Source organism: Ahrensia kielensis DSM 5890 (assembly GCF_000374465.1).
Lineage (GTDB): Bacteria > Pseudomonadota > Alphaproteobacteria > Rhizobiales > Rhizobiaceae > Ahrensia > Ahrensia kielensis.
The window spans coordinates 1-22,526 of the sequence record NZ_KB894533.1 but is presented as its reverse complement, the minus strand read 5'-3'; the positions used below and the strand labels follow the sequence as shown (position 1 = coordinate 22,526).

The window sequence follows — 22,526 nt, the reverse complement described above, 5'->3', positions numbered from 1 at the left end:
TATCAAATACGTTCAAAGCGCCACTTCACGCTATCAACGTCGGGATATTCAAACGAGATAACAATCTGCCAATTATAAATCGGCCCGCTAATACCGGCGAGAAAAATGCTCTGCTCAATCATCGGCTTTTGATTAATAGCGCTAAATTGCCAAACCTCACCGCGATCCGTTTTAATTTGCAAATAGTCACCAACTTCAGCAACCTGTATCGAAGGATGAAGATGAAACCGGATATCAGCCTTATGGCTTGTCTTGTGAATAGCGCTTTCAGGCGTCAGTCTGTCATAACCATCAAGGCGCCTTCCTGAATGAGCAAGCAAAACACCGCGCTCATGCCACAGGCCTGATGTGGGCAGATAACCATTATGACGTGCACTGAAGCCTTCGCCATTATCGGTTTTCCAAGGCTGCGTTTCCACAACCGTCGGGCCGCGTAAAAGCCGCGTATGTCGCCGCCTACCGGAACTAAAGACAGCAAATTGAGCAGAAGACTTATCATCAAGAACAAGCGCTGAATGAGCAGCTGTTGCGCGTGCCGGAGCATCATAAACATCACGGCACAAACGATCTACACCGGCGTTGACAATCAACCGGTTGCGGCCACTTGAAAATTCAAATGCCAGCGTGCTGGCATGCGTTTTAACACCATTATAACCCGCGACCGGACGGCCAATATCTGCAATAACAACAGCATCATTTTCCACCAGCTTTTGATAACCACTTTGATTGGCAATGCCGTTGGGCTGGCCATTGGTTACATCATGGCGAAGCACCGCAGCCGAAATATCTGCATCACCAATTCCAGCCCCATGAAATTGCGCGATACTGCCATCAGCATGGCGAAAGAAGCGGAGCATCGGGAACAGCCGATCAATCGCACGTAGAAGCTCTGATGGTACAGGCTTTGAAGCCGCAATATAAAGCTGCGAAAGCGGCAATAGCTCACAAAGAATATCGGCAATGGCATCAGGATTGCGTGAGACATGCCCACCATCGGTGTAGATCTGCCGCTTGAGTTGATATTCTAAATTACGCGCCGCCCGTGTGCGCGTTTTATCATGGCTTGTCAGTACGAGTGAGCACATCGCCAGTGCGATCCGCACTTTCAACAATTTAAGATCGTCTTGGCATCCGCGCGCAAAAGCCCGCAAATAGCGCATTTGCTTATTGATCGAGGCTAAAAACCTACGGTAAAATGAGTGCTCACTATTACGCAAAATAAACGGCGCATGTTGCAGCCATGCAATCAGCCGAGCCGCACAAATATCAGCTTCCCACGAAACACCGATAATGCGTTTGCCCGGCCCGCTAAGCCATCCATCAATTAAAGCCCGTGCATTTTCTGAAGCAAGCTCGGTATCAGCCGCACTCAAGTGCCTGAGCCAACGGAAGCTATGCAGACCGTTTTCCCAAGCAGGTGACGGCGCCTCAACATCAAAAACAGAGGTTGCGCCCGTTTCAACCGTGCGTCCAGAAAACGTAAAACGCCCCTGATAAATATCCCGCGCAACAAGCGGGTCAGAAGGGCGAATGCAAGATGGTGTGAAAAGCAGGCGCTCTGATGTGCGGCCAATAAAACGAAACCACCATAGGGGACCGATCTGCAAACGGCTATTAATCCGTTCCAGCACAAGTTCTGCGCCGACACGCAGATAATCTGGTTTCATAATATTCGATAGGCTACTCAAAAACTTCGCCCCCATCACTCTTCCCACAGTGAGGCTAGACGATGATGAGTTTAATATAAAGCCAAATTGTTACGCGTGCGAAATTCATCCACGGCGTTTAAATACAGCGGCAAAAAATCCATCGAGACCTGAACCATCGATATCCCCTTCGCGGTTAAAGTCAGCAGGTGTCGTGCGCACGAAACCTTCCGGCGTTAAACAGGCCTCTAAACCTTTAATGGCGGCGGCCTCAACGGACACAACATCAAAGCCATTATCAGCATCTGCGAACACGCGCGCCACATCTTCGCCTTCCAGTGGATCAAGCGAACAATTCGAAAAGATCAGCACACCATCGGGCGCAACAAACTGCGCAGCCTTGGTGAGCATCCGCGCCTGAAGTTCAGCAAGCTTTGTAATATCTTCAGGTGTTTTCGTCCAGGGCACATCGGGATGACGGCGCACCGTACCGGTTGACGAACAAGGTGCATCAAGCAGAACAGCGTCGAATAATTCTTCCGGCGCAAAATCAAACAGGCTAGACACAACCGTTTTACAATTCTCATTTAGCCCAAGCCGCGCCAAATTCTCGTCCAAGCGTTTCAAGCGATTGGCAGACATATCAAGCGCGGTAACTTTAGCGCCAGTCGCTGCAAGCTGCGCGGTTTTCCCGCCCGGTGCCGCGCATAAATCAAGCGCCCGCTTTCCGTTCAGATCGCCAAACAATTTTGCAGGCAGTGCGGCGGCGGCATCTTGCACCCACCAAGCACCTTCATCAAAACCGGCAAGTTGCGTAATATCAGCATCGCCGTGCGGGCGGCGCAATGTACCAAACGGCAATAGTTCCGCCTCAAGCGCTTCTGCCCATTTTTCTGCTTCTTCCGCATTCTTTAACGTAAAATCGAGCGGCGCTTCAACGCGATGCATTGCTTCAATTTCAGCTGCTTTTTCCGCGCCATAAATCTCGATCAGCCGCTCAGAAAACCACGGCGATGAACGCGGTGTTGCCTGCGCTATTTTATCGAGTACTTTTTGCTTAGAGCGCACAGCGCGGCGCGTGACCGCATTCACGAGCGAAGCAAAACGCTTCAAACGCGGATCACGGTTTGCCGATTCAACCGCCAGATCAACAGCGCTATGATCGGGTACATCGAGAAACAAAATCTGCGCCAATGCGACATGAAGCACAGTCTGCAAAGCGGTTGCACCTGCCGGTAATGGCTTGTCGATAAAACTGTCCAGCACATCACTAAGCTCGGCACGAAAACGCAATGCCACCATCAATATGGCGCGTAAAAGCGCACGGTCGCGCCGATCTAAGGCCAGATAATGCGGATGACCATGAGCATCATCGGTCAGCGCATCAAAAGATGTATTGGTCTCTATGATCGCGCCAAGCAAACGGTGCGCGGTGCGCCGCGTTGCAAGTCCGGGCTTATTAGCCCCATCATCGCTGTACTTTGTTTCAGCTTGATGGGGAGCACGCGCCTTTTTGTTGCGGGCGCGTACTTCGTCACGTTTCGATTTTTGGTCGTTCACCGGTCATTTTCCTCGCCGCGCCCCCAAGGCAGCGGCTTTGAGGTTGAAGACTTTTCATGATTGCCACCAGTATTTGGAATACCGGACGAGCCGCGTTTGCGCTCAATTTTGGCCGAAGGCAACTCTGTAACCGAACTCTCACGGCGTGCCAATGGTGGCTGTGATGTTTCATGTGCTTGGCTGCTAAATTCCTCAGCCATCGCCATCAAGGCATTCACGCGGTTTTGTGTGTCCGGATGGGTCGAAAACAGGCTATCAGCGCCAGAACCATTCAGCGGATTGATAATGAACATATGTGCCGTTGCCGGATTGCGCTCAGCAGTAATATTAACGCTGCGGCCCGATGCGCCAGCAATTTTGACCAACGCGCTTGCTAGCCATTCAGGACGGCCACAAATTTCTGCGCCGCGCTTGTCTGCGGAATATTCACGTGTTCGACTGATCGCCATTTGAACAATCATCGCAGCAAATGGCGCAACAGTCATCGCGGCCACCACGCCAATAAACCCGAATGGACTATTATTATTGCGGCCACCAAAAAACAGCGCAAAATTACCAAGCATTGAAATGGCACCAGCCAAAGTCGCTGTAATCGTCATGATGAGCGTATCGCGGTTTTGAACATGGGCTAATTCATGCGCCATAACACCTGCAACTTCTTCTGGCGTTAGCATATTTAACAGCCCTGTTGTCGCCGCAACAGCCGCATTTTCAGGGTTACGCCCCGTTGCAAAGGCGTTCGGTTGATCTTCATTGATCACATAAACACGCGGCATCGGTAGGCCCGCATTAGCAGAAAGGTCTTCAATCATACCATAATATTCAGGTGCCGATTTCGCGTTGACTTGCTTTGCATTATGCATTCGCAAAACCATCTTATCAGAATTCCAATAGGAAAAGGCATTCATGGCGAGCGCAATCATAAAGGCAATCATCATGCCCCCAGTTCCCCCAACCATATAGCCGACACCCATAAAGAGCGCCGTCATAAAAGAGATGAGCATTGCTGTTTTGACTAAATTCATCGGCTTATCCGCATCCAATCTGTTATAGACCTGACTATATTTCTTCCCATATATGGTATCATAAAGACTAAATTTCCAATGGTAGATAAAATGAGCGACAACGAGCAAACCCAAAGCCAGCCATCACGCAGCTTCGATGAGCTACCTGCGCCAGCGCAGCGCGCATTAAAAGAAGCCGAAGAGCGCCGCATCCAAATGGAAGAAGACAAAGCAAAACGCGCCGCAGAAATTGGCGGGCGCGGCGGTGAAGATCCTGCACGGTTTGGTGATTGGGAAGTCAAAGGCATCGCAGTCGACTTTTAAAACCGCATCTGTCCTTTCATTAAAATGATAATGAATTCCTTAGGGCGCTCTTGATGATATTTTAAATCTCTTGAGCAAGACACGCTTCAAAACGCGCAAATTTATGATTCCATAACGTGCTTTTGCTACGCCTAGCGCAACAAAAAGCATGGTGTTTATTGAGCTAATATATCCGCGGATACAGCTAAAAATATCCAAGGACAGGCCACGCAATGCCATGCAAAAATCAGTTGTGTAGGGAAATTGCCGTGTCGATTATATCAAGATTGAACAAAAAGCTTTTTAAAACAGCGTCCTGCTTTCACAAAGATACGCAGGGCCAGTTTGCCATTATCTTCGCAATTACCTCCGTCGCTCTGGTTTTAGCCGGCGGTATAGCCGTGGATGGCGCACGGCTTTATTCAGCCAAGTCCAAATTGGACAATGCAATGGACGCCGCCGTGCTTGCGACAACCCGCGATATAACGACGGGAAAAATTGCAAAAGAAGACGCTGAAGAAGCCATCGGCAACTTCCTATACTCAAACATAAATCCGGCGAGCTTTAGCAATGCCGAAGTTAAAATCGATAATATCAGCATTGATGACGTCACAAAGACAGTTAAGGTTGATGCGCATATCAAGCTACCGATGACGTTAACAGCGGTAGCGGGTTATCAAACAGTGGAAGTGAGCTCAGCTTCTGCAGCAAGATATAATGATGATAAAATTGAAATCGCGATGGCGTTGGATGTTACCGGCTCAATGGCTTCCGTTATCAATAAGACCACAGGTGAAACGCGCATGGAAGCCCTCATAGAGGCCGCCAGTGCCGCAGTTAACACCCTGATTCCTGATGTGGAGGCAGGCAAACGTGTCCGCATTGGCCTTGTGCCCTATTCAGCCTCAGTGAACATCTTCTCTATCAAGTCTAAAATTGGGATATATGGCAAGACAAAGGGATGCGTTATCGAACGCACCAATTCTCAACGTTATACAGATGCGTTTTCCAGTGGGGCAAACCGCGTCACAGGGTTCAACAAAAAACTGGGAAGTTATTATTGCCCAAGTAGCGAAATTGTACCTTTGACGAACGATACAGCTAAGCTGACTTCAACAATCAAAAACCTTGGGACTGAAGGAAGCACCGCAGGCCATTTAGGCATCGCTTGGACACAATATATGCTGTCGTCTAAATGGAATACAGCTTGGCCAACAGAATCAAAAGCTGCCCTGCCATCAGATAAAGAAACTAAAAAGTTTGCGGTCATTATGACCGACGGCAAATTTAATACGTTTCTTTCCGATGGTTACGGAGACGGCAAAACGAAGTCGAATACATATGCAGAAAACCTATGCACCAACATTAAAGATAACGATATTAAAGTCTTCACAATCAACTTTGCGGGTGGAGACGATGCCAGCAAGCTAATGGCAAAATGTGCCTCACCAGACACAGAGACGAACCAGTTCTTCTTTGATGCCTCAAGCGGTGAAGAGCTCAAAAAAGCGTTCCAAGCAATTGCTGAAAGCATTAAAGGTCTGCGCCTTGTAGGCTAAATAGAAAAAGGGCCGCTCAAAGAGCGGCCCCGCAATTCCTTCTACCGGTCGGTTTCAACCAAAGCTAAGCGCTTCCGGCGTCAGACATTCAAACTCTTAGAGGCTGCTCCAAGAGGCAAAAATCCGCATAAACCGAGCCGTCTTATTGGAACTACTGATCATCGGATCACCCCCTTTCATTTGTTAAACACAAGTAAAAGATGGGGCAGCAAATTCATTTTGCCAAGGGGTAATCTTCAATAGGCAGGTTAAGACGCCATCCCACTTGATCCAAAATGAAAAAAGCGCCGCATTAAACATGCAGCGCTTAATCAATTTCAGAACTAAAGCCTTAAGCTTTTTTGTTTTGGCGGTTTGCAATCAAATCATCAACAACCGCTGGATCAGCCAGCGTTGACGTATCGCCAAGCGAGCCGAAATCATCTTCCGCGATTTTGCGCAAAATACGGCGCATGATTTTGCCAGAACGTGTTTTTGGCAATCCCGGTGCAAACTGTATTTTATCAGGTGACGCGATAGGGCCAATATCTGATCGCACATGCGCAACAAGCTCTTTGCGCAAAGCATCATCGCCTTCCTCGCCCTCCATCAAAGTCACATAGCAATAAATGCCTTGTCCTTTGACATCATGCGGGTAGCCAACAACCGCCGCTTCTGAAACTTTCTTATGCGCGACAAGCGCTGACTCAACTTCGGCCGTGCCCATCCGGTGTCCAGAAACATTGATTACGTCATCAACGCGCCCTGTAATCCAGTAATAGCCGTCTTCGTCACGTCGGCAGCCATCTCCCGTAAAATACTTACCCTTATAGGTGGAGAAATAAGTCTGGATAAAGCGCTCATGATCCCCATAAACACTGCGCATTTGGCCAGGCCATGAGTCCGTAATACAAAGATTACCCTCAATAGCACCGTCCAAGACCCCGCCTTCATTATCAACCAATTGCGGCTGAACCCCAAAGAATGGGCGTGTTGCAGAGCCCGGTTTTAAGGCCGTTGCACCCGGTAATGGCGAGATCATAATACCGCCAGTTTCTGTCTGCCACCATGTATCGACAATCGGTGATTTACCTTTGCCAACGGTCTTATAATACCATTCCCACGCTTCAGGATTTATCGGCTCGCCAACAGAACCAAGTGTGCGTAGCGATTTAAGTGAAGCCTTATTTACATGCTCATCACCAGCACCCATCAAGGCGCGGATCGCCGTTGGTGCGGTATAGAAAATATTGACATTATGCTTGTCGCAAACATCCCAGAAGCGCGATGGCGACGGATAATTCGGCACACCTTCAAACATCAAGGTTGTCGCACCATTAGCCAGCGGTCCGTAGACAATATAAGAGTGGCCCGTTACCCAGCCAACATCTGCTGTACACCAATAGATATCGCCATCATGATAATCGAACACATATTCATGTGTCATCGATGCGTAAACAAGATAGCCGCCTGTGGTGTGAAGAACACCTTTAGGCTGGCCTGTTGAACCGGATGTATAAAGAATGAAAAGCGGATCTTCAGCCTTCATTTTAGCTGGTTCACATTCAGGGCGTGCCGCAGCAACAGCCTCGTGATACCAAACATCACGATCTTCATTCCAATCGATTTTAGCTGCGGTGCGGCGAACAACCAATGTGGTCTTCACGTCCACGCCGCCCTTGGATGCAATCGCAACCGCTTTGTCAGCATTGGCTTTAAGCGGGATTGTCTTGCCGCCGCGCAGCCCTTCATCCGCAGTGATAACAAATGTGGATTCACAGCCGACAATTCGCCCTGCCAGCGCTTCTGGAGAAAAGCCGCCAAAGACAATTGAATGAACCGCGCCAATACGCGCGCAAGCAAGCATCGCATAAGCTGCTTCAGGAATCATCGGCATATAGATTGTGACGCGGTCGCCTTTTTTGACGCCGTTTTTCTTCATCACATTAGAAAGGCGGCACACCTGCTCATAAAGCTCATTATAGGTGATCTTCTTATCATCATAAGGATTATCACCTTCCCAGATGATCGCCACTTGATTGCCGCGTTTTTTCAAATGGCGGTCAATGCAATTATAAGCAACGTTCGTGACGCCGTCCTCAAACCACTTGATTGAGACATTGCCTTCAAAACTCGTATTCTTCACCTTGGTGTAAGGCTTGAACCAATCAATACGCTTGCCGTGCTTAGCCCAGAATTTCTCAGGGTCTTTCACACTTTGCTTGTACCATTTTAGGTATTTTTCATCATCGATTTTCGCGCGTTTTTCGGCCGCAGGCAAAACACGGTAAACTTCACCAGACATAGAATTCTCCTCCAAGGGCATTGGCCCGTATTCTAACGCAAAACTGCGCCTCCACTGAGTACAAATAAAACAACATCAATGCTTCGTAAATTAGACGAACGGCTCCCACTGCACTTGCCACACTATTAAAATGCCAGACATCTAATGTGACAGGACGTAACTAAGCTTGAATTGACCCTTGGTAACGAGACATTTACCCCCGCGCAATGGCTTGGGAGGGTTGTGCATTAAATTGCACGGCCCTCCTTTTCTTTAAAAAGCCTCTCATTTGAATAAATTATAGGTCTTATGTATGCGCTTTACGCAATCGCTTAATTTTACACGTCACAAACTGGCTATTCTCTTTTTAACGTTCATCGCTGTCACCACAGCAACGAGCGCGCAATCTGGCGCTTTGAATACCAATGGCAACCCTTGGCACGCTTTAACAAACGGCTTGATGGATCATGATCACGGCCATTTACTGCGCGAGCCTTCACCTTTCGACGACATGAGCGCAGTTCAACTTGCCGCTCTGCCCAAAGGTCGCCGCATCCATTTTAACGCACCATCAAAATGCGTGCCAGCACGGCTTAAAAGCGTTTTGCAAAATGTTGCTGCGAAATACGGACCAATCACGGTCAATTCGACTGTTCGCAGCAGTAAAAAGAACCGCAAAATTGGCGGCAAGAAACGTTCATGGCATCTAAGGTGCGCGGCAGTTGATTTTCGCGTTCATGCGGGCACCAAAGGCCTTTTGTCATATTTGCGTAAGAACAAAAATGTCGGCGGCTATAAGCGCTATAAATCAGGCTTCTACCATATTGATATTGGCCCAAAGCGTACTTGGTAAAAATGATAAGCCCGGCTCTCAATGTCGGGCTTTCTTGTTTGTGCGCGGTTTATTTGGTTTTTTTGCCGTCTATATGTGGCAGCACAAACCCAAGCGCCGCAACGCCAAGAACGATAATCGCCCAGCCAACATAAACAATGCCAATAGAATAATATTCGGCAACAACACCCACTAATGCTGGAATAAACAAAAGCCCCGCATAGCCAAGCGCCGTCACCACGGCAATGCCGACAGATGGTCGAATACCGGGATATTTGCCAGCGGCAGAAAACAATACCGGCACCACATTCGCCATACCTATACCAGCAACAAAAAAACCAAAACATGCCAGATAGAAATTATCGGCATAGCCGCCAAAAAATAGCCCGACCGATGAAATCGCTGCGCTCACAATAAAAGTGCGCCGATCACCAAACCGCGCACGCACGCCATCGCCCAAAAAGCGCATCAACGCCATTGTGAATGAAAATGCCGCAACCGCATAGCCGCTGACGATCAAAGGTGCATCCAACTCTTTTCGAAAATACAGCGCACTCCAATCGATGATTGTGCCTTCTGATGCAAAAGAAAGCAGTGCGGCAAATCCCAAAAGATAAATACCAAAAGAACGCGGAATTCCTGTTTTGCGTTTTTTGGCCTGAGCGCCCGCCTCTTGTTGCGCGTCAAAATCAGAATCCATATTCGCATCAGACATAAGGCGCGGCCACGCATAAAACATAAGCGCAAGAACGATACCGGTGACAATCAAGGCATGTCCCATTTCACCAAACCAAACAATCATAGCCCCGCCGCTGAGGCCGCCAACCAAACCTCCAAGGCTCCAAAACCCGTGATAAGAAGACATAACTGGACGATCAAGCGCAACCTCAACAGCCACACCATTGGCATTCATGGCATTGTCCATTGCCCCCAAAAACATGCCGAACCATAACAGCGCCAAAGCCGTTCCGAACAATGACGGCACAAGAGTTAGCAAGATGAGAGAAATCGACAGAAAAAGCCATGTCCAGCGAACAACAAAAACCGAACCGTATTTTGTAACCAGCCAAGCACCAACAATAAGCGCAAACAATGCGCCAAGGCCAAAGACGACAATTAATTGTCCAAGCATGCCCTCAGAAATGCCCAGCCGCTCAACCATAACTGGAATTTTGGGCGCCCAATGACCAATCATCAAACCATTGGCAAAAAACGCTGCATTAATGGCCCATCGTGCATGAAATAACGAGCCCGCCGTTGATGGCGAGAAAGCCGTGGCCTGATGTTCGCTCATAATTGAGACCTTCTGTAAAAGCTCCAACAGAGCCCATGGCAGGAGAGAAAGGGAACCGAATAGCAGTTTCGACGTTATGGTATCAAATAATTTGAAAAGGAATATATCATGGGTCTTTCGACAATCCTCCTCATCATACTCGTACTTTTGCTCATCGGCGCCATACCTGCGCGCGGACGCTTCGGTAACGGCCCTATCGGTATTGTTGGCGTCTTGTTGATCATTGTTGTTATTCTAGCGCTCACTGGAAATATTTAACCAGTCAGCATAAAGCGCGGCTCACCAAAGCCGCGCTTTATATTTTATTCAAACCCGTTAGCTTTCCAAAACAACCAACAAGTCTTTTGCATCAATCTGATCGCCCGCTTTAATAAGTACTTCGGCAATCTTGCCATCGCGTTCGATATGAATTGCAGTTTCCATTTTCATCGCTTCGATAGAGCAGATCACATCGCCAGCAGTAACATCTTGTCCAACGCTGACAGCAAGCGTTGAAATAACGCCCGGCATTGGGGCGCTAACATGCGCTTCATTGCCTTCTTCAGCTTTGCGGCGTGATAATGAACCTTCTGCACCATGGGCCCGATCTGGCACTTTAATGCGGCGCGGTTGACCGTTCAGTTCAAAGAACACTGTCCGCATGCCTTTTTCATCGGTCTCGCCAATAGCTAAACACCGCGCAACAAGCGTTTTACCTTTTTCAATCTCGATAAACACTTCATCGGATTGCTCCAGCCCGTAGAAATAAACCGGCGTTGGCAAGCGTGAAACAGGACCATATTTTTCTTGCGCAAGCGCAAAATCCGTAAAGACCTTCGGATACATCAAGTAAGATGCAAATTCGAAATCATTGATTTTGCGGTCAAGCTTGGTTTCAATCTCGCTGCGCATAGCATCAAGGTCAGCAGCTTCAAGCAACGAGCCTGGAACATCTGTATAGGCCTTTTCGCCTTTCAGCACTTTCTTTTGAATGTCCTCTGGCCACCCGCCCGGCGACTGGCCAAGATCACCGCGCATCATGGAGACAACAGAATCTGGGAACGCAATATCTTTCGCCGGATCTTTGACGTCTTCAACCGTCAAATCTTGGCTCACCATCATCAACGCCATATCACCAACAACTTTGGAAGACGGCGTCACTTTAACAATATCGCCAAACATATTGTTGGCATCATGATAGGCGCGTGCAACTTCGTGCCAGCGTGTCTCCAACCCGAGCGAACGTGCTTGCTCTTTCAAATTGGTGAACTGACCACCCGGCATTTCATGCAAGTAGACTTCAGAAGCAGGGCTTTGGCTGATCGTTTCAAACGCTGAATACTGATTGCGCACCGCTTCCCAATAGAACGAGATTTTGCGAATCCATTCTGCATCAAGACCGCTATCGCGCTCAGTGCCCCGCAAAGCCTCAACAATGGAGCCAAGGCATGGCTGCGAAGTGTTGCCTGAAAAGGAGTCCATCGCTGCATCAACGGCATCAACACCCGATTCAACAGCCGCCAACACTGTCGCAGCAGCAATGCCGGATGTGTCATGCGTGTGGAAGTGAATTGGCAATTCTGTTTCACTGCGCAATGTTGTGAAAAGCTGACGTGCAGCAGCAGGTTTAAGCAAACCTGCCATGTCTTTCACACACAACACATGTGCGCCCGCCGCTTCCAGCTCCTTGGCAAGACCAACATAATATTTCAGATCATATTTTGGACGGGCAGAATTAAGAAGATCGCCTGTGTAACAAAGCGTTGCTTCACAAATCTTGTTCTCTTCAATCACCGCATCCATAGACACGCGCATATTGTCGACCCAGTTAAGACAGTCGAACACACGGAACAGATCAACACCGCCAGCGGCCGCTTGGCGAACAAACTGTTTGACCACATTGTCAGGGTAGTTCGTGTAACCAACACCATTGGCACCGCGCAGCAACATTTGTAGCAAAATGTTCGGCGCTTGCTCACGCACCATCGCAAGGCGTTCCCACGGATCTTCCGTCAAAAAGCGCATCGACACGTCAAACGTCGCGCCGCCCCAACATTCCAATGACAAAAGATTTGGCAAAGCGCGCGCATAGGTGCCCGCAATCGAAGCGATGTCATGGGTACGCACACGTGTCGCAAGCAGGCTTTGATGGCCATCGCGCATCGTCGTATCGGTAATCATGATCTGCTTTTGATCACGCAGCCATTTAGCAAACCCAACAGGACCAAGTTCATCAAGCTTATATTTCGTGCCTGTTTCTGGCAGTTTACCTTCAAACCAAGGTACAACCGGTGCTGCGCTATCTTCTTTTGGTAGCGGACGCCCTTTGGTTTCAGGATGACCATTGACGCTAACATCGGCAATATAAGTCAAAAGTTTTGTCGCGCGGTCCTGTCGTTTAACCTGCTCGAACAGCGCTGGCGTATTGTCGATAAACTTCGTTGTATATTCATTCGACTTGAAAAGCGGGTGCGAAATAATCGCTTCAAGGAAGGTCAAATTGGTCGCAACACCGCGAATACGGAACTCACGCAATGCGCGGTCCATACGGGCAATAACTTCGTCAGATGTCGGTGCCCATGCGGTTACTTTTTCCAAAAGCGGATCATAGAAGCGCGTGATAACGGCGCCCGAATAGGCTGTGCCACCATCAAGGCGAATACCAAAACCCGTTGCACCGCGATAAGCTGTAATACGGCCATAATCAGGAATGAAATTCTGCTCAGGATCTTCCGTTGTAATACGGCACTGGAGCGCATGACCGTTAAGGCGAATATCTTCCTGTTTAGGCACACCTGATTCAGGCGTACCGATCGCGTGTCCTTCAAGAATATGGATTTGCGCTTTAATAATGTCGATGCCCGTGACTTCTTCTGTCACAGTATGCTCAACCTGAACGCGCGGGTTCACTTCGATAAAGTAAAACTCGCCGCTGTCTTTATCCATAAGGAACTCGACAGTACCAGCACCGATATACTGGGTCGCATTGGCAATTTTCAAACCGTAGTCAGAAATTTCCTTGCGCTGTTCCATCGACAAATAAGGTGCAGGTGCACGCTCAACCACTTTTTGGTTTCGGCGTTGAATAGAACAATCACGTTCCCAAAGGTGGACTGCATTGCCATGGGTGTCGCCTAAAATCTGAACTTCCACATGGCGGGCATTTTGAATTAGTTTTTCAAAATAGACTTCGTCCTTACCAAAAGCAGCACGTGCTTCGCGCTTTGCTTCGGTAACATCGTTTATCACTTCATCTTCAGAGAAGATCGCACGCATGCCGCGGCCGCCGCCGCCCCATGATGCTTTAAGCATGACCGGATAGCCGATCTCAGCGGCCATCTTTTTAACTTCCTCCATGTCATCGGGAAGCGGTGTTGTTGCTGGCACCACTGGAACACCAGCAGAAATCGCAAGATTTCGCGCAGCAACCTTATTGCCAAGGGAGCGCATGGTTTCTGGTTTAGGGCCGATAAATGTAATGCCGGCTTCTTGGCAAGCATCCACAAATTCAGGGCTTTCAGATAAAAGACCATAGCCCGGGTGGATTGCATCAGCACCGGAAATGCGCGCAACGCGCAAAATTTCCTCAATCGAAAGATAACTTTCAATAGGCCCCAAATCTTTTTCTAAATGAGGGCCACGGCCAACCTGATAGGATTCATCGGCTTTAAACCGATGCAGCGCCAGCTTGTCTTCTTCTGCCCAGATTGCGACCGTTTTTATACCAAGTTCATTGGCTGCGCGAAAAACGCGGATAGCGATTTCAGAGCGGTTAGCAACAAGAATTTTTTTGATGGCCACTATGTAGTCCTCAGTATGTTGATTATCGTTACGGCATCTATAAAGTCATAAATGGTGCAGTGCAAACTTCTTGTCCTAACTGCGTAAGATTTATGTCTCAGGTAGATAAGTAAAACGCTGAAACCGCGCCTCTTTTGCGCTTCCCGTTATGTCCATTGCAAACATGCCAACAAACGCACCTGTGAATGACGCATGTTCGCCGCGTCCACCCTCATCAGAAATGATACTTGCATCCAAACAAGGACCAATCGCTTGCCAATTATCGTCGCCCTTATAGCGCCAATAAAATTGCTGGTTTGCGCGATCAACCTCGACACGCATTTCAATATTGGTATTGTCGACACCGTGCGGCGCGTCCAACCAAAACGTTAATGCACCGTCCGGATAATCACCCGCACAGGACATCAATGTGAGTGCGCGGCCTTTATTGGGCTCATGCGTCAGCAACAACATATGAAACTTGCCGCGATTATAATATGTCGTCAGGCCTGCAGCCTGCTGATAATTTTCAGGTTCAAACTGCAGTGTAGTCTCAACCGCATATTTCAGATGTTCTTGCCTGCGCGCGACCAGCGATTGTTCAAACCAGCTTCCGGCGCTTTCGCGCCCGATCAACACAAGCGCATTATCCTCCAACTTGAATAAGCGCTCTGGATGCGGATGGCGTAGCCACTGAAATTCACTTGGCAAAACACCGTTTGAAAAGTCGGCTTCGCTAGGCTTGAGCGCATGTTTCGCAACATTTGAAGGAGCAGGCACTTCTACACGTGGCAAAAGTCCGCCCGCTTCAAGATAAAGCCAATCATCATCGTGCCAAACGCATTTTTCAATGCCGGTTTCTCGGCCCAATGGACAAAAACGCCCTTCCCCATTTGGCCCTTTAATAGGCCTACCCATAAGAAAAGTGTGATAGACGTCACCATCGGGTGTTTCGACATATTGGCCATGACCTGTGCGCTGAATCGGATGCTCTGGCGCGCCAGCCGTTGTCATAACAAACTTTTGCGGATGGTCCTCGTAAGGGCCCCATATGTTTTTAGAACGAGCAAGCGTTACCGCATGGTCATAGCCCGTGCCGCCTTCAGCCGTTGTTAAATAATAATAACCATTACGTTTAAAAATATGCGGCGCTTCGGTCAGGCCCCGCTCAGTTCCGTCATAGATATTTTTAACGGGACCAAACAAGCCTTTTTCAGGCGACCATTCTTGCAGCAAAATACCATCAAACGATGCATGTTTAGGGTTACCGCCCGTACCTTTACCGCGGTGGTTCCACTGCATGTTCATAAAATATTTGCGGCCATCATCATCGTGGAACAACGATGGGTCAAAGCCCGACGAATTCACATACCACGGATCACACCATTCTCCGTCAATCTCGTCGCAGCACGTAATGTAATTAGGAGCATCTTTAAAAGCACCATCCAGCCGTTTAACATCAGTATATACCAGCCAGAATTTGCCATCAGCATGCGAAAGACAAGGTGCCCAAATTCCGCAGCTATCCGGATTGCCGCGCATATCAAGCAACGACTTGCGGTTTAACGGACGTGACACCAGTTCCCAATTCACCAAATCTGACGATTTGTGGATTTGAACACCTGGATACCATTCGAAAGTGGATGTCGCGATATAATAAATATCACCCACCCTGCAGATGGATGGATCAGCATTAAAACCAGGAAGAATCGGGTTCTGGATCATTATTCGCTCTCAGATGATTTAGCCCAAAGGTTGATGTCTTCATCGCTTGCAATTTCATCAATGCGCTTCAGCTCATCGTTTGTGAATTCAAGATTTGAGACAACACCCGCACAATCCAAAACTTGACTTGGCTTTGATGCACCAATGAGCGCCGTTGTTACGCGTTCGCCGCGCAGCACCCAAGCCAGCGCCATTTGCGCCAATGTTTGGCCACGTGCTTCTGCCATTTCGTTCAGCGCTCGAACGCTATTAAGTGCACTGTCAGTGAGCATTGATTCAAACAAGGATTTACCTTGGGTAGCGCGGCTACCTTCAGGAATTCCGTTCAAATATTTCTTCGTCAATATGCCTTGCGCAAGCGGCGTAAAAGCAATGGAGCCAACGCCTTCATCTTCCAATGTATCAAGCAGACCATCGCTTTCCACCCAGCGGTTCAGCATATTATAGCTTGGCTGATGGATCAGGCACGGCGTTCCAAGATCTTTAAGTATTTTGACTGCTTGGCGTGTACGTTCTGAATTATAAGATGAGATACCCGCATAAAGCGCTTTGCCGGACCGAACGATCTGGTCCAGCGCGCCCATTGTCTCTTCCAGCGGTGTATTTGGGTCAAAGCGGTGCGAATAGAAAATATCAACATAGTCTAGGCCCATACGCTTCAAGCTCTGATCGCAAGACGATATAAGGTACTTTCGGCTACCCCATTCGCCATAAGGCCCCGGCCACATTAAATAACCGGCCTTTGAAGAAATAATAAGTTCATCGCGGTAACCCGCAAAATCGGTTTTCAAGATTTCGCCAAACGCACTTTCTGCGCTGCCCGCAGGCGGACCATAATTATTGGCCAAGTCAAAATGAGTGATTCCATTGTCAAACGCTGCCTGACAGATTTCCCGCTTTAAGGTATGCGGCGTATCATCGCCAAAATTGTGCCAAAGCCCCAAGGACACAACAGGCAACTTCAAGCCCGAACGCCCACAATGGCGATAGGTCATTTTTTCGTAGCGATCTTCGGCTGGTACGTAACGCATGAAATCCTCCAATGATATTTGGCCGCGAAGATGATCAGCGCAAGCCAATTTGTAAAGCTAACATCTGCACAAATCGGTACTGTTGGGTACACCTAATATGCAATATAGCTCCCAAGAGGACTATTAATGGCGAACCACACACACCACTTGACTTTACGGGTTTATACCATCATAGAAGCCCCGTTGGTGCGACATGGTTCGCGCCGCGTTTGTTTTACGCGGCAATTTTGTCAATCAACATCATAACCGGAACGACTATAAAAAGACGGCCTGCGTCCTTGGCGTAAGAGCTGGAATTGAACACGAAAGGTAAAAACGATGTTCGCAGTCATTAAAACCGGCGGTAAGCAGTATCGCGTATCCGCTGATGACGTATTTAAAATTGAACGCCTTGACGCTGAAGAAGGCGCACAAGTCGAATTCACGAACGTATTGATGGTCGGCAACGGTGCAGAAGTAACAATCGGCGCGCCTGAAGTTGATGGCGCAACCGTCGTTGCTGAAGTTGTCGAGCAAGGCCGTGGCCGTAAAGTTATCGCTTTCAAAAAGCGTCGCCGCCAGAATTCACGCCGCAAGCGCGGTCATCGCCAATACGAAACAACTGTTCGTATTACAGAAATTCTGACAGGTGGTGCAAAGCCTTCTAAAAAAGCAGCTGCTAAGCCTGCTGCGAAAAAAGAAGCTGCTCCTAAAGCGGAAACAAAAGCAGCACCTGCTAAAAAAGAAGCTGACGCTTCTGCATCAGCAGCGCCATTGTTTACAGCGCCAACAGGCGATGCAGACAAGCTAACAGACATTAAAGGCATCGGCCCAGTTGCTGAAAAGCAGCTTAACGAGCAGGGCATCACAACTTTCGCTCAGATCGCAGCTCTTTCAAAAGCTGACATCGAAAAAGTTGATGAATATATGCCTTTCTCTGCTGATCAAATCACTGACTGGCAGGCGCAAGCTAAAGAACTTATCAAAGGCTAAGCGCGTTTATCGCGCTCTGACTTGATATCTCGGGCAAATGCCCATAATAACAATTCGGTTCCAACATTGGGCACACAGCCAGACACTGGAACAACCAAACCGCAAAATGCGGCAGGAGATTTAAGATGGCACATAAAAAAGCCGGTGGTTCGTCACGAAACGGTCGCGATTCTGAGTCAAAACGCTTAGGCGTTAAAAAATTCGGTGGCGAGAATGTTATTCCTGGCAACATCATCCTACGTCAGCGTGGCACAAAGTGGCACCCTGGCACTAATGTCGGCATGGGTAAAGATCATACGATTTTTGCTACATCTGAAGGTGCTGTGGAATTCCGCAAGAAAGCCAACGGACGTACATATGTTTCTGTAGCGACAATGCAGGAAGCCGCTGAATAAGCCGGAACTTCTTGAGACCGGTGTTCAAATCCCGGGTCTACTTTTTAAATGACTTAAGGGAGTTGAGCATCAGTTCAGCTCCCTTTTTAATACAAGCCTAGTGAAAACAGATGATCGCAACTGCAAACATGAGTGCTCCGAACGCCTCTGTATTTGACCTTGATACACCTGTTCTTGAGACGCCGCGCCTCATTATGCGCCCGCCGCACCGTGAGGACATTGAGGATCTGGCTTTTATCGGCAACAACAGAGAAATCGCGGAAATGACATCCCGCATGCCGCATCCCTATTCAAAGGATGATGCGCTGGCCTTTATCGAAAGCTTCGAAAGCGGCCGATATGAGGGATGTATCTATGCGATCACACAAACCGATTCCGGCCGCTTAATCGGCATGGGTGCTGTTGAAAATCGCAAACGTTTCGGCGGCTTGGAAATCGGTTACTGGCTTGGTAAGCCCTATTGGGGCAGAGGTTTTGCAACAGAAGCTGCCAGTGCGCTCGTAGATCTTGCTTTCCGTGTGACTGAAACTGACTGTGTTTATGCGGCATGCCGCACGAACAACCCTGCCTCACGGGCAGTGTTGAGAAAACAAGGCTTTAAATTTGTTGGTCTCGACGAAATGAACTCATTAGCCGCTGGCGTTGTGCCAATTGAGCGCCATTGTCTTGAGCGCGATATCTGGCTTGATAAGAAATCTGAAGAAAGCAAAGCCGTCGCACGCAAATAATACGTTAAAGACGCGAGTAGATTCTCTACTCGCACTTTGACAACATTTGCGTTAGACACTGCGCTCATCACTCTAAATAGCGTATTGTCGTATCCATGAAATTCCTTGATCAAGCCAAAGTATTTATTCGTTCCGGTGATGGCGGCGCAGGTTCCGTCTCTTTCCGCCGTGAAAAATATATCGAATTCGGCGGCCCTGATGGCGGCGACGGCGGACGCGGCGGCGATGTATGGGCCGAATGTGTTGACGGCCTTAACACGCTGATTGATTATCGTTACGCCCAGCATTTCAAAGCACCAACCGGCGTACACGGCATGGGCCGCAACATGACCGGCAAAAAGAGCGATGATAAAATCCTCCAAGTGCCCGTTGGAACGCAAATTTTTGAAGAAGACAATGAAACGCTCATCTGCGACCTCACAGAAGTCGGGCAGCGCTTTCAGCTAGCGCGCGGCGGCAATGGTGGCTTTGGCAACGCCCATTTTAAATCGTCGACCAACCAAGCACCGCGCCGTGCCAACCCTGGCCAAGACGGTATTGAAAAGTGGATATGGTTGCGCCTGAAGCTGATTGCAGATGCTGGCCTTGTCGGCCTGCCAAATGCAGGAAAATCGACCTTCCTTGCCAGCGTAACATCGGCCAAACCAAAAATTGCTGACTACCCATTCACCACACTTCACCCTAATTTGGGCGTTGTGCGCATTGACCAAAAAGAATTTGTGCTGGCTGATATTCCCGGCCTCATTGAAGGTGCACACGAAGGTGTTGGCATTGGCGACCGCTTTCTTGGCCATGTCGAGCGCACACGCGTATTGCTTCATCTTGTTTCTGCGCGTGAAGAAGATGTGGCACATGCCTATAAAATTGTTCGCCGCGAACTCGATGCCTATGGCAACGGTTTGGAACTGGATCAAAAAGCAGAAGTCATCGCGCTTTCACAAACTGACACACTGCTTGACGACGAACTTGCGGAAAAAGCCGCGGCTTTGGAAGCGGTTTGCGGCCAAAAGCCAATCATGCTGTCATCGGCCACACGTTCCGGCATTGATGATGTGCTGCGTGCTTTGATGCGCCATATTCAGGCACAGCGTAAGCAAGAAGATGGTCCGGAAGACCCAACGCGCTGGGAACTGTAAACCTGTGGTCGCGCTATCAAATTATAAGCGTATCGCGATAAAAGTTGGCTCTGCCCTTCTTGTCGACCGAAAATCTGGCGTGCGCGATATCTGGCTAAAAAGCCTATGCGCCGACATTGCCAAATTACAGGAAGCCGGCTGTGAGATAATGATTATCTCCTCTGGCGCAATTGCGCTTGGACGTACCGTTCTTGATTTACCTTCTGGTATTTTGAAGCTGGAAGAAAGTCAGGCAGCCGCTGCCGTGGGGCAAATCGCCTTAGCGCCAGCTTGGAACAGCGCCCTTAAACATCATGGCATCAACACCGGCCAAATCTTGCTGACGCTCGAAGATACAGAGACACGCCGTCGATACCTCAATGCGCGCGCAACATTGAGCGAGCTTTTACGCCTCAAAGCTATTCCCGTCATCAATGAGAATGACACGGTCGCAACGAGCGAAATTCGCTACGGCGATAATGATCGCCTTGCCGCGCGCGTTGCCACAATGATGAATGCCGATTTGCTCATCTTGCTTTCAGATATTGATGGTCTTTACACGGCACCGCCAGCCTTAAACCCAGAAGCTGTGCATTTGCCAATCATTGATACGATTACGCCTGAAATCGAAGCCATGGCAGGTAGCGCCGCTTCTGAATTATCACGCGGCGGTATGCGCACGAAGATTGATGCCGGTAAAATCGCCACCCATGCAGGAACCGCGATGATTATCGCAAAGGGTGAAGCACAAAATCCTCTTCAGTCCCTGCAAGATGGCGCGCGCTTCACGCTCTTCAAACCATCGACAACGCCTGTTTCGGCTTGGAAGAACTGGATTGCTGGTCAATTAGAGCCACAAGGCAAGCTTATCATCGATGAAGGCGCACGCGGCGCACTGCTAAGCGGCAAGTCACTTCTCGCCGCAGGCGTCAAATCGGCTGAAGGTGATTTTCAACGCGGCGATACTGTCGCAATTTTGCTTGAAGGGTCTAATATCGAAGTGGCGCGCGGCCTTTCTTCATATAGCTCACATGAAGCGCAGCTTATTACGGGCCGCCGAAGCAGCGATATTGAAACCATATTGGGCTATGCGCCACGCGCAGCGATGGTTCACCGCGATGATATGGTCATCACCTAAACGCACGCACCCGAAAATTTGCAAGAAAAAGGCCGAAACGCTGCAACGTTTCGGCCTAAAGTCCTAATAAGTTATCCCAACCCAAATAGGAACACACAAATAAGGTACATGGAATGGTACTTTACCGCAAGTAAGTTTTGGTAAGCTATAAATTTCCAACATTTTTGAAGTAAATTTCAATTTTTGGCCCAATCAGCCACATGCGATTTGAACAAAGTCGATCACGAAAAGCGTGATAACCCGCGAGAATTTCGCAATCCTAACCCTTCAAAAGTCATTTCAAGAAAAAAGCCAAAAAAAAGTTCATTTTTCTCTTTTTCAAGAATGCCTAAAACAAAGGCATTTCGGCACTTCCATTTTGCAACGCTGTGTTCACAAAAACTACACATTACGAGCAACAGAAAGAAAAATGGACATTTCAAAAAGACACAAGCATTTGAATTAGCTAAACAATTTAAATCGCCTGCTTCTTTTCCGCGCACCTCAATCACGGTTGCTCTCACAGAAATCTAACGTTTTCGTAATTTGAAACCCTGCGCTGAGGAGCCTATCTTCAACTCATCGGAAGCGGAACGAAAGAATGTTTCAAACGTCTTTTAAACCGCAACCCAAAACAAGACCGGAATTAAAAACGACCCGGCCAAAATTTAGACGAAACTTTTGAGCGACACTTTGCGTTGTTCAAATGACAACAATAAAAAGGAACACATTATGAAAACTCTTGCACTTACACTCGCCGCAACTTTGATTGCTTCTACTTCTGCTTTCGCAGCAAACAGCTCATTTTCAAATGGCGACGGTTCTTACCTGCAACATGGCAGCAACCTTGACATGGAATCAACAGCTTCAATCGGTACAAATGCAATCGACACAAGCGCAGTATTTACATCAAGTGAATTTGTGAACGGACGCGACGCTACAGTGAAATACACACTTGGTGCGGACGGCGAACGTAACATCATTTCCAAATCATTCCGCTCAAGCGGTCATTAATATCTAACTTAAAGAGCCCGAGGCGCTGCAACGCCTCGGACCCTCCCAGACGATCCCAACCCAATTTTAAAAATGGCGTTCACACGCTGATAAAGGAATATATTATGAAAACTCTTGCCCTTACACTCGCAGCAACTTTGATTGCTTCTACTTCTGCTTTCGCAGCTAACAGCTCATTTTCAAATGGCGACGGTTCTTACCTTAACAAT

General features: G+C 48.5%; 19 protein-coding genes. 10 read left to right on the top strand and 9 right to left on the bottom strand.

The features are described 5' to 3' along the window. Window positions 1-2: 2 nt before the first annotated feature. From C504_RS0114935 to htpX, 3 genes are all read right to left on the bottom strand, one after another. Window positions 3-1,688, bottom strand: coding sequence for a heparinase II/III family protein (locus C504_RS0114935; protein WP_169385143.1), 1,686 nt, complete (start codon window positions 1,686-1,688; stop codon window positions 3-5). Between the two features lie 84 nt (window positions 1,689-1,772). Next, window positions 1,773-3,206, bottom strand: coding sequence for an RsmB/NOP family class I SAM-dependent RNA methyltransferase (locus C504_RS0114930; protein ID WP_018690172.1), 1,434 nt, complete (start codon window positions 3,204-3,206; stop codon window positions 1,773-1,775). Continuing rightward, entirely contained in the window at window positions 3,203-4,231 is a 1,029-nt protein-coding gene (gene htpX / locus C504_RS0114925) for a zinc metalloprotease HtpX (protein WP_018690171.1), read from the bottom strand. Before htpX ends, C504_RS0114930 begins: the two co-directional genes overlap by 4 nt. A gap of 90 nt (window positions 4,232-4,321) precedes the next feature. On the opposite strand from htpX, the gene C504_RS0114920 reads away from it, so the two are divergent. Further along, window positions 4,322-4,534, top strand: a complete 213-nt coding sequence (locus C504_RS0114920; protein ID WP_018690170.1) for a DUF1674 domain-containing protein — start codon at window positions 4,322-4,324, stop codon at window positions 4,532-4,534. Between the two features lie 248 nt (window positions 4,535-4,782). Continuing rightward, window positions 4,783-6,072, top strand: coding sequence for a vWA domain-containing protein (locus tag C504_RS0114910; RefSeq protein WP_018690168.1), 1,290 nt, complete (start codon window positions 4,783-4,785; stop codon window positions 6,070-6,072). A gap of 331 nt (window positions 6,073-6,403) precedes the next feature. Here the strand turns inward: C504_RS0114910 and acs are convergent, their stop codons facing one another. After that, window positions 6,404-8,356: an acetate--CoA ligase gene (acs, locus tag C504_RS0114905; RefSeq protein ID WP_018690167.1), complete on the bottom strand. Its 1,953-nt coding sequence runs from the start codon at window positions 8,354-8,356 to the stop codon at window positions 6,404-6,406. 292 nt (window positions 8,357-8,648) lie between these two features. Between acs and C504_RS18430 the strand changes: the two genes are divergently transcribed. Next, window positions 8,649-9,188, top strand: a complete 540-nt coding sequence (locus tag C504_RS18430; protein WP_018690166.1) for a YcbK family protein — start codon at window positions 8,649-8,651, stop codon at window positions 9,186-9,188. A 49-nt stretch (window positions 9,189-9,237) separates the two neighbouring features. On the opposite strand, the gene C504_RS18040 is transcribed toward C504_RS18430, so the two are convergent. After that, window positions 9,238-10,461 (bottom strand): MFS transporter, encoded by a 1,224-nt coding sequence (locus tag C504_RS18040; RefSeq protein ID WP_018690165.1) that lies wholly within the window; start codon window positions 10,459-10,461, stop codon window positions 9,238-9,240. Window positions 10,462-10,569: 108 nt separating this feature from the next. Between C504_RS18040 and C504_RS18605 the strand changes: the two genes are divergently transcribed. Next, window positions 10,570-10,719, top strand: coding sequence for a DUF3309 family protein (locus C504_RS18605; protein ID WP_018690164.1), 150 nt, complete (start codon window positions 10,570-10,572; stop codon window positions 10,717-10,719). 57 nt (window positions 10,720-10,776) lie between these two features. On the opposite strand, the gene pyc is transcribed toward C504_RS18605, so the two are convergent. The 3 genes from pyc to mgrA all read right to left on the bottom strand — a co-directional run bounded on the left by pyc (window position 10,777) and on the right by mgrA (window position 16,976). Beyond that, window positions 10,777-14,241: a pyruvate carboxylase gene (gene pyc / locus C504_RS0114885; protein WP_018690163.1), complete on the bottom strand. Its 3,465-nt coding sequence runs from the start codon at window positions 14,239-14,241 to the stop codon at window positions 10,777-10,779. Between the two features lie 90 nt (window positions 14,242-14,331). Continuing rightward, the gene (locus C504_RS0114880; RefSeq protein ID WP_018690162.1) at window positions 14,332-15,945 is read right to left on the bottom strand and encodes a glycoside hydrolase family 43 protein; all 1,614 of its coding nucleotides are present in this window, start codon (window positions 15,943-15,945) and stop codon (window positions 14,332-14,334) included. Beyond that, entirely contained in the window at window positions 15,945-16,976 is a 1,032-nt protein-coding gene (gene mgrA / locus C504_RS0114875) for an L-glyceraldehyde 3-phosphate reductase (RefSeq protein WP_018690161.1), read from the bottom strand. The genes C504_RS0114880 and mgrA overlap by 1 nt, the downstream gene beginning before the upstream one ends. Before the next feature lie 318 nt (window positions 16,977-17,294). On the opposite strand from mgrA, the gene C504_RS0114870 reads away from it, so the two are divergent. The 5 genes from C504_RS0114870 to proB all read left to right on the top strand — a co-directional run bounded on the left by C504_RS0114870 (window position 17,295) and on the right by proB (window position 21,324). Beyond that, window positions 17,295-17,948, top strand: a complete 654-nt coding sequence (locus C504_RS0114870; RefSeq protein ID WP_018690160.1) for a 50S ribosomal protein L21 — start codon at window positions 17,295-17,297, stop codon at window positions 17,946-17,948. 125 nt (window positions 17,949-18,073) lie between these two features. Next, window positions 18,074-18,343, top strand: coding sequence for a 50S ribosomal protein L27 (gene rpmA, locus C504_RS0114860; RefSeq protein ID WP_018690158.1), 270 nt, complete (start codon window positions 18,074-18,076; stop codon window positions 18,341-18,343). A 110-nt stretch (window positions 18,344-18,453) separates the two neighbouring features. Continuing rightward, window positions 18,454-19,071: a GNAT family N-acetyltransferase gene (locus tag C504_RS0114855; protein WP_018690157.1), complete on the top strand. Its 618-nt coding sequence runs from the start codon at window positions 18,454-18,456 to the stop codon at window positions 19,069-19,071. Window positions 19,072-19,166: 95 nt separating this feature from the next. Continuing rightward, window positions 19,167-20,207, top strand: a complete 1,041-nt coding sequence (obgE, locus tag C504_RS0114850) for a GTPase ObgE (protein ID WP_018690156.1) — start codon at window positions 19,167-19,169, stop codon at window positions 20,205-20,207. Next, on the top strand, window positions 20,173-21,324 hold the full coding sequence (gene proB / locus C504_RS0114845; RefSeq protein ID WP_041951781.1) for a glutamate 5-kinase: 1,152 nt from the start codon (window positions 20,173-20,175) through the stop codon (window positions 21,322-21,324). Before obgE ends, proB begins: the two co-directional genes overlap by 35 nt. A gap of 221 nt (window positions 21,325-21,545) precedes the next feature. Here proB and C504_RS0114840 read toward each other — a convergent pair whose 3' ends face one another. Beyond that, window positions 21,546-21,815: a hypothetical protein gene (locus tag C504_RS0114840; protein WP_018690154.1), complete on the bottom strand. Its 270-nt coding sequence runs from the start codon at window positions 21,813-21,815 to the stop codon at window positions 21,546-21,548. 220 nt (window positions 21,816-22,035) lie between these two features. On the opposite strand from C504_RS0114840, the gene C504_RS0114835 reads away from it, so the two are divergent. Beyond that, window positions 22,036-22,317, top strand: coding sequence for a hypothetical protein (locus C504_RS0114835; RefSeq protein WP_018690153.1), 282 nt, complete (start codon window positions 22,036-22,038; stop codon window positions 22,315-22,317). Window positions 22,318-22,526: the final 209 nt, after the last annotated feature.

What these genes read in the sequence shown, in the direction of transcription:
- obgE (WP_018690156.1), top strand. Translation starts at nt 19,167, where the DNA reads ATGAAATTCCTTGATCAAGCCAAAGTATTTATTCGTTCCGGTGATGGC.
- mgrA (WP_018690161.1), bottom strand. Translation starts at nt 16,976, where the DNA reads ATGCGTTACGTACCAGCCGAAGATCGCTACGAAAAAATGACCTATCGC.
- C504_RS0114920 (WP_018690170.1), top strand. Translation starts at nt 4,322, where the DNA reads ATGAGCGACAACGAGCAAACCCAAAGCCAGCCATCACGCAGCTTCGAT.
- C504_RS18605 (WP_018690164.1), top strand. Translation starts at nt 10,570, where the DNA reads ATGGGTCTTTCGACAATCCTCCTCATCATACTCGTACTTTTGCTCATC.
- C504_RS0114855 (WP_018690157.1), top strand. Translation starts at nt 18,454, where the DNA reads ATGATCGCAACTGCAAACATGAGTGCTCCGAACGCCTCTGTATTTGAC.
- C504_RS0114880 (WP_018690162.1), bottom strand. Translation starts at nt 15,945, where the DNA reads ATGATCCAGAACCCGATTCTTCCTGGTTTTAATGCTGATCCATCCATC.
- proB (WP_041951781.1), top strand. Translation starts at nt 20,173, where the DNA reads ATGGTCCGGAAGACCCAACGCGCTGGGAACTGTAAACCTGTGGTCGCG.
- rpmA (WP_018690158.1), top strand. Translation starts at nt 18,074, where the DNA reads ATGGCACATAAAAAAGCCGGTGGTTCGTCACGAAACGGTCGCGATTCT.
- C504_RS18040 (WP_018690165.1), bottom strand. Translation starts at nt 10,461, where the DNA reads ATGAGCGAACATCAGGCCACGGCTTTCTCGCCATCAACGGCGGGCTCG.
- htpX (WP_018690171.1), bottom strand. Translation starts at nt 4,231, where the DNA reads ATGAATTTAGTCAAAACAGCAATGCTCATCTCTTTTATGACGGCGCTC.
- acs (WP_018690167.1), bottom strand. Translation starts at nt 8,356, where the DNA reads ATGTCTGGTGAAGTTTACCGTGTTTTGCCTGCGGCCGAAAAACGCGCG.
- C504_RS18430 (WP_018690166.1), top strand. Translation starts at nt 8,649, where the DNA reads ATGCGCTTTACGCAATCGCTTAATTTTACACGTCACAAACTGGCTATT.
- C504_RS0114835 (WP_018690153.1), top strand. Translation starts at nt 22,036, where the DNA reads ATGAAAACTCTTGCACTTACACTCGCCGCAACTTTGATTGCTTCTACT.
- C504_RS0114870 (WP_018690160.1), top strand. Translation starts at nt 17,295, where the DNA reads ATGTTCGCAGTCATTAAAACCGGCGGTAAGCAGTATCGCGTATCCGCT.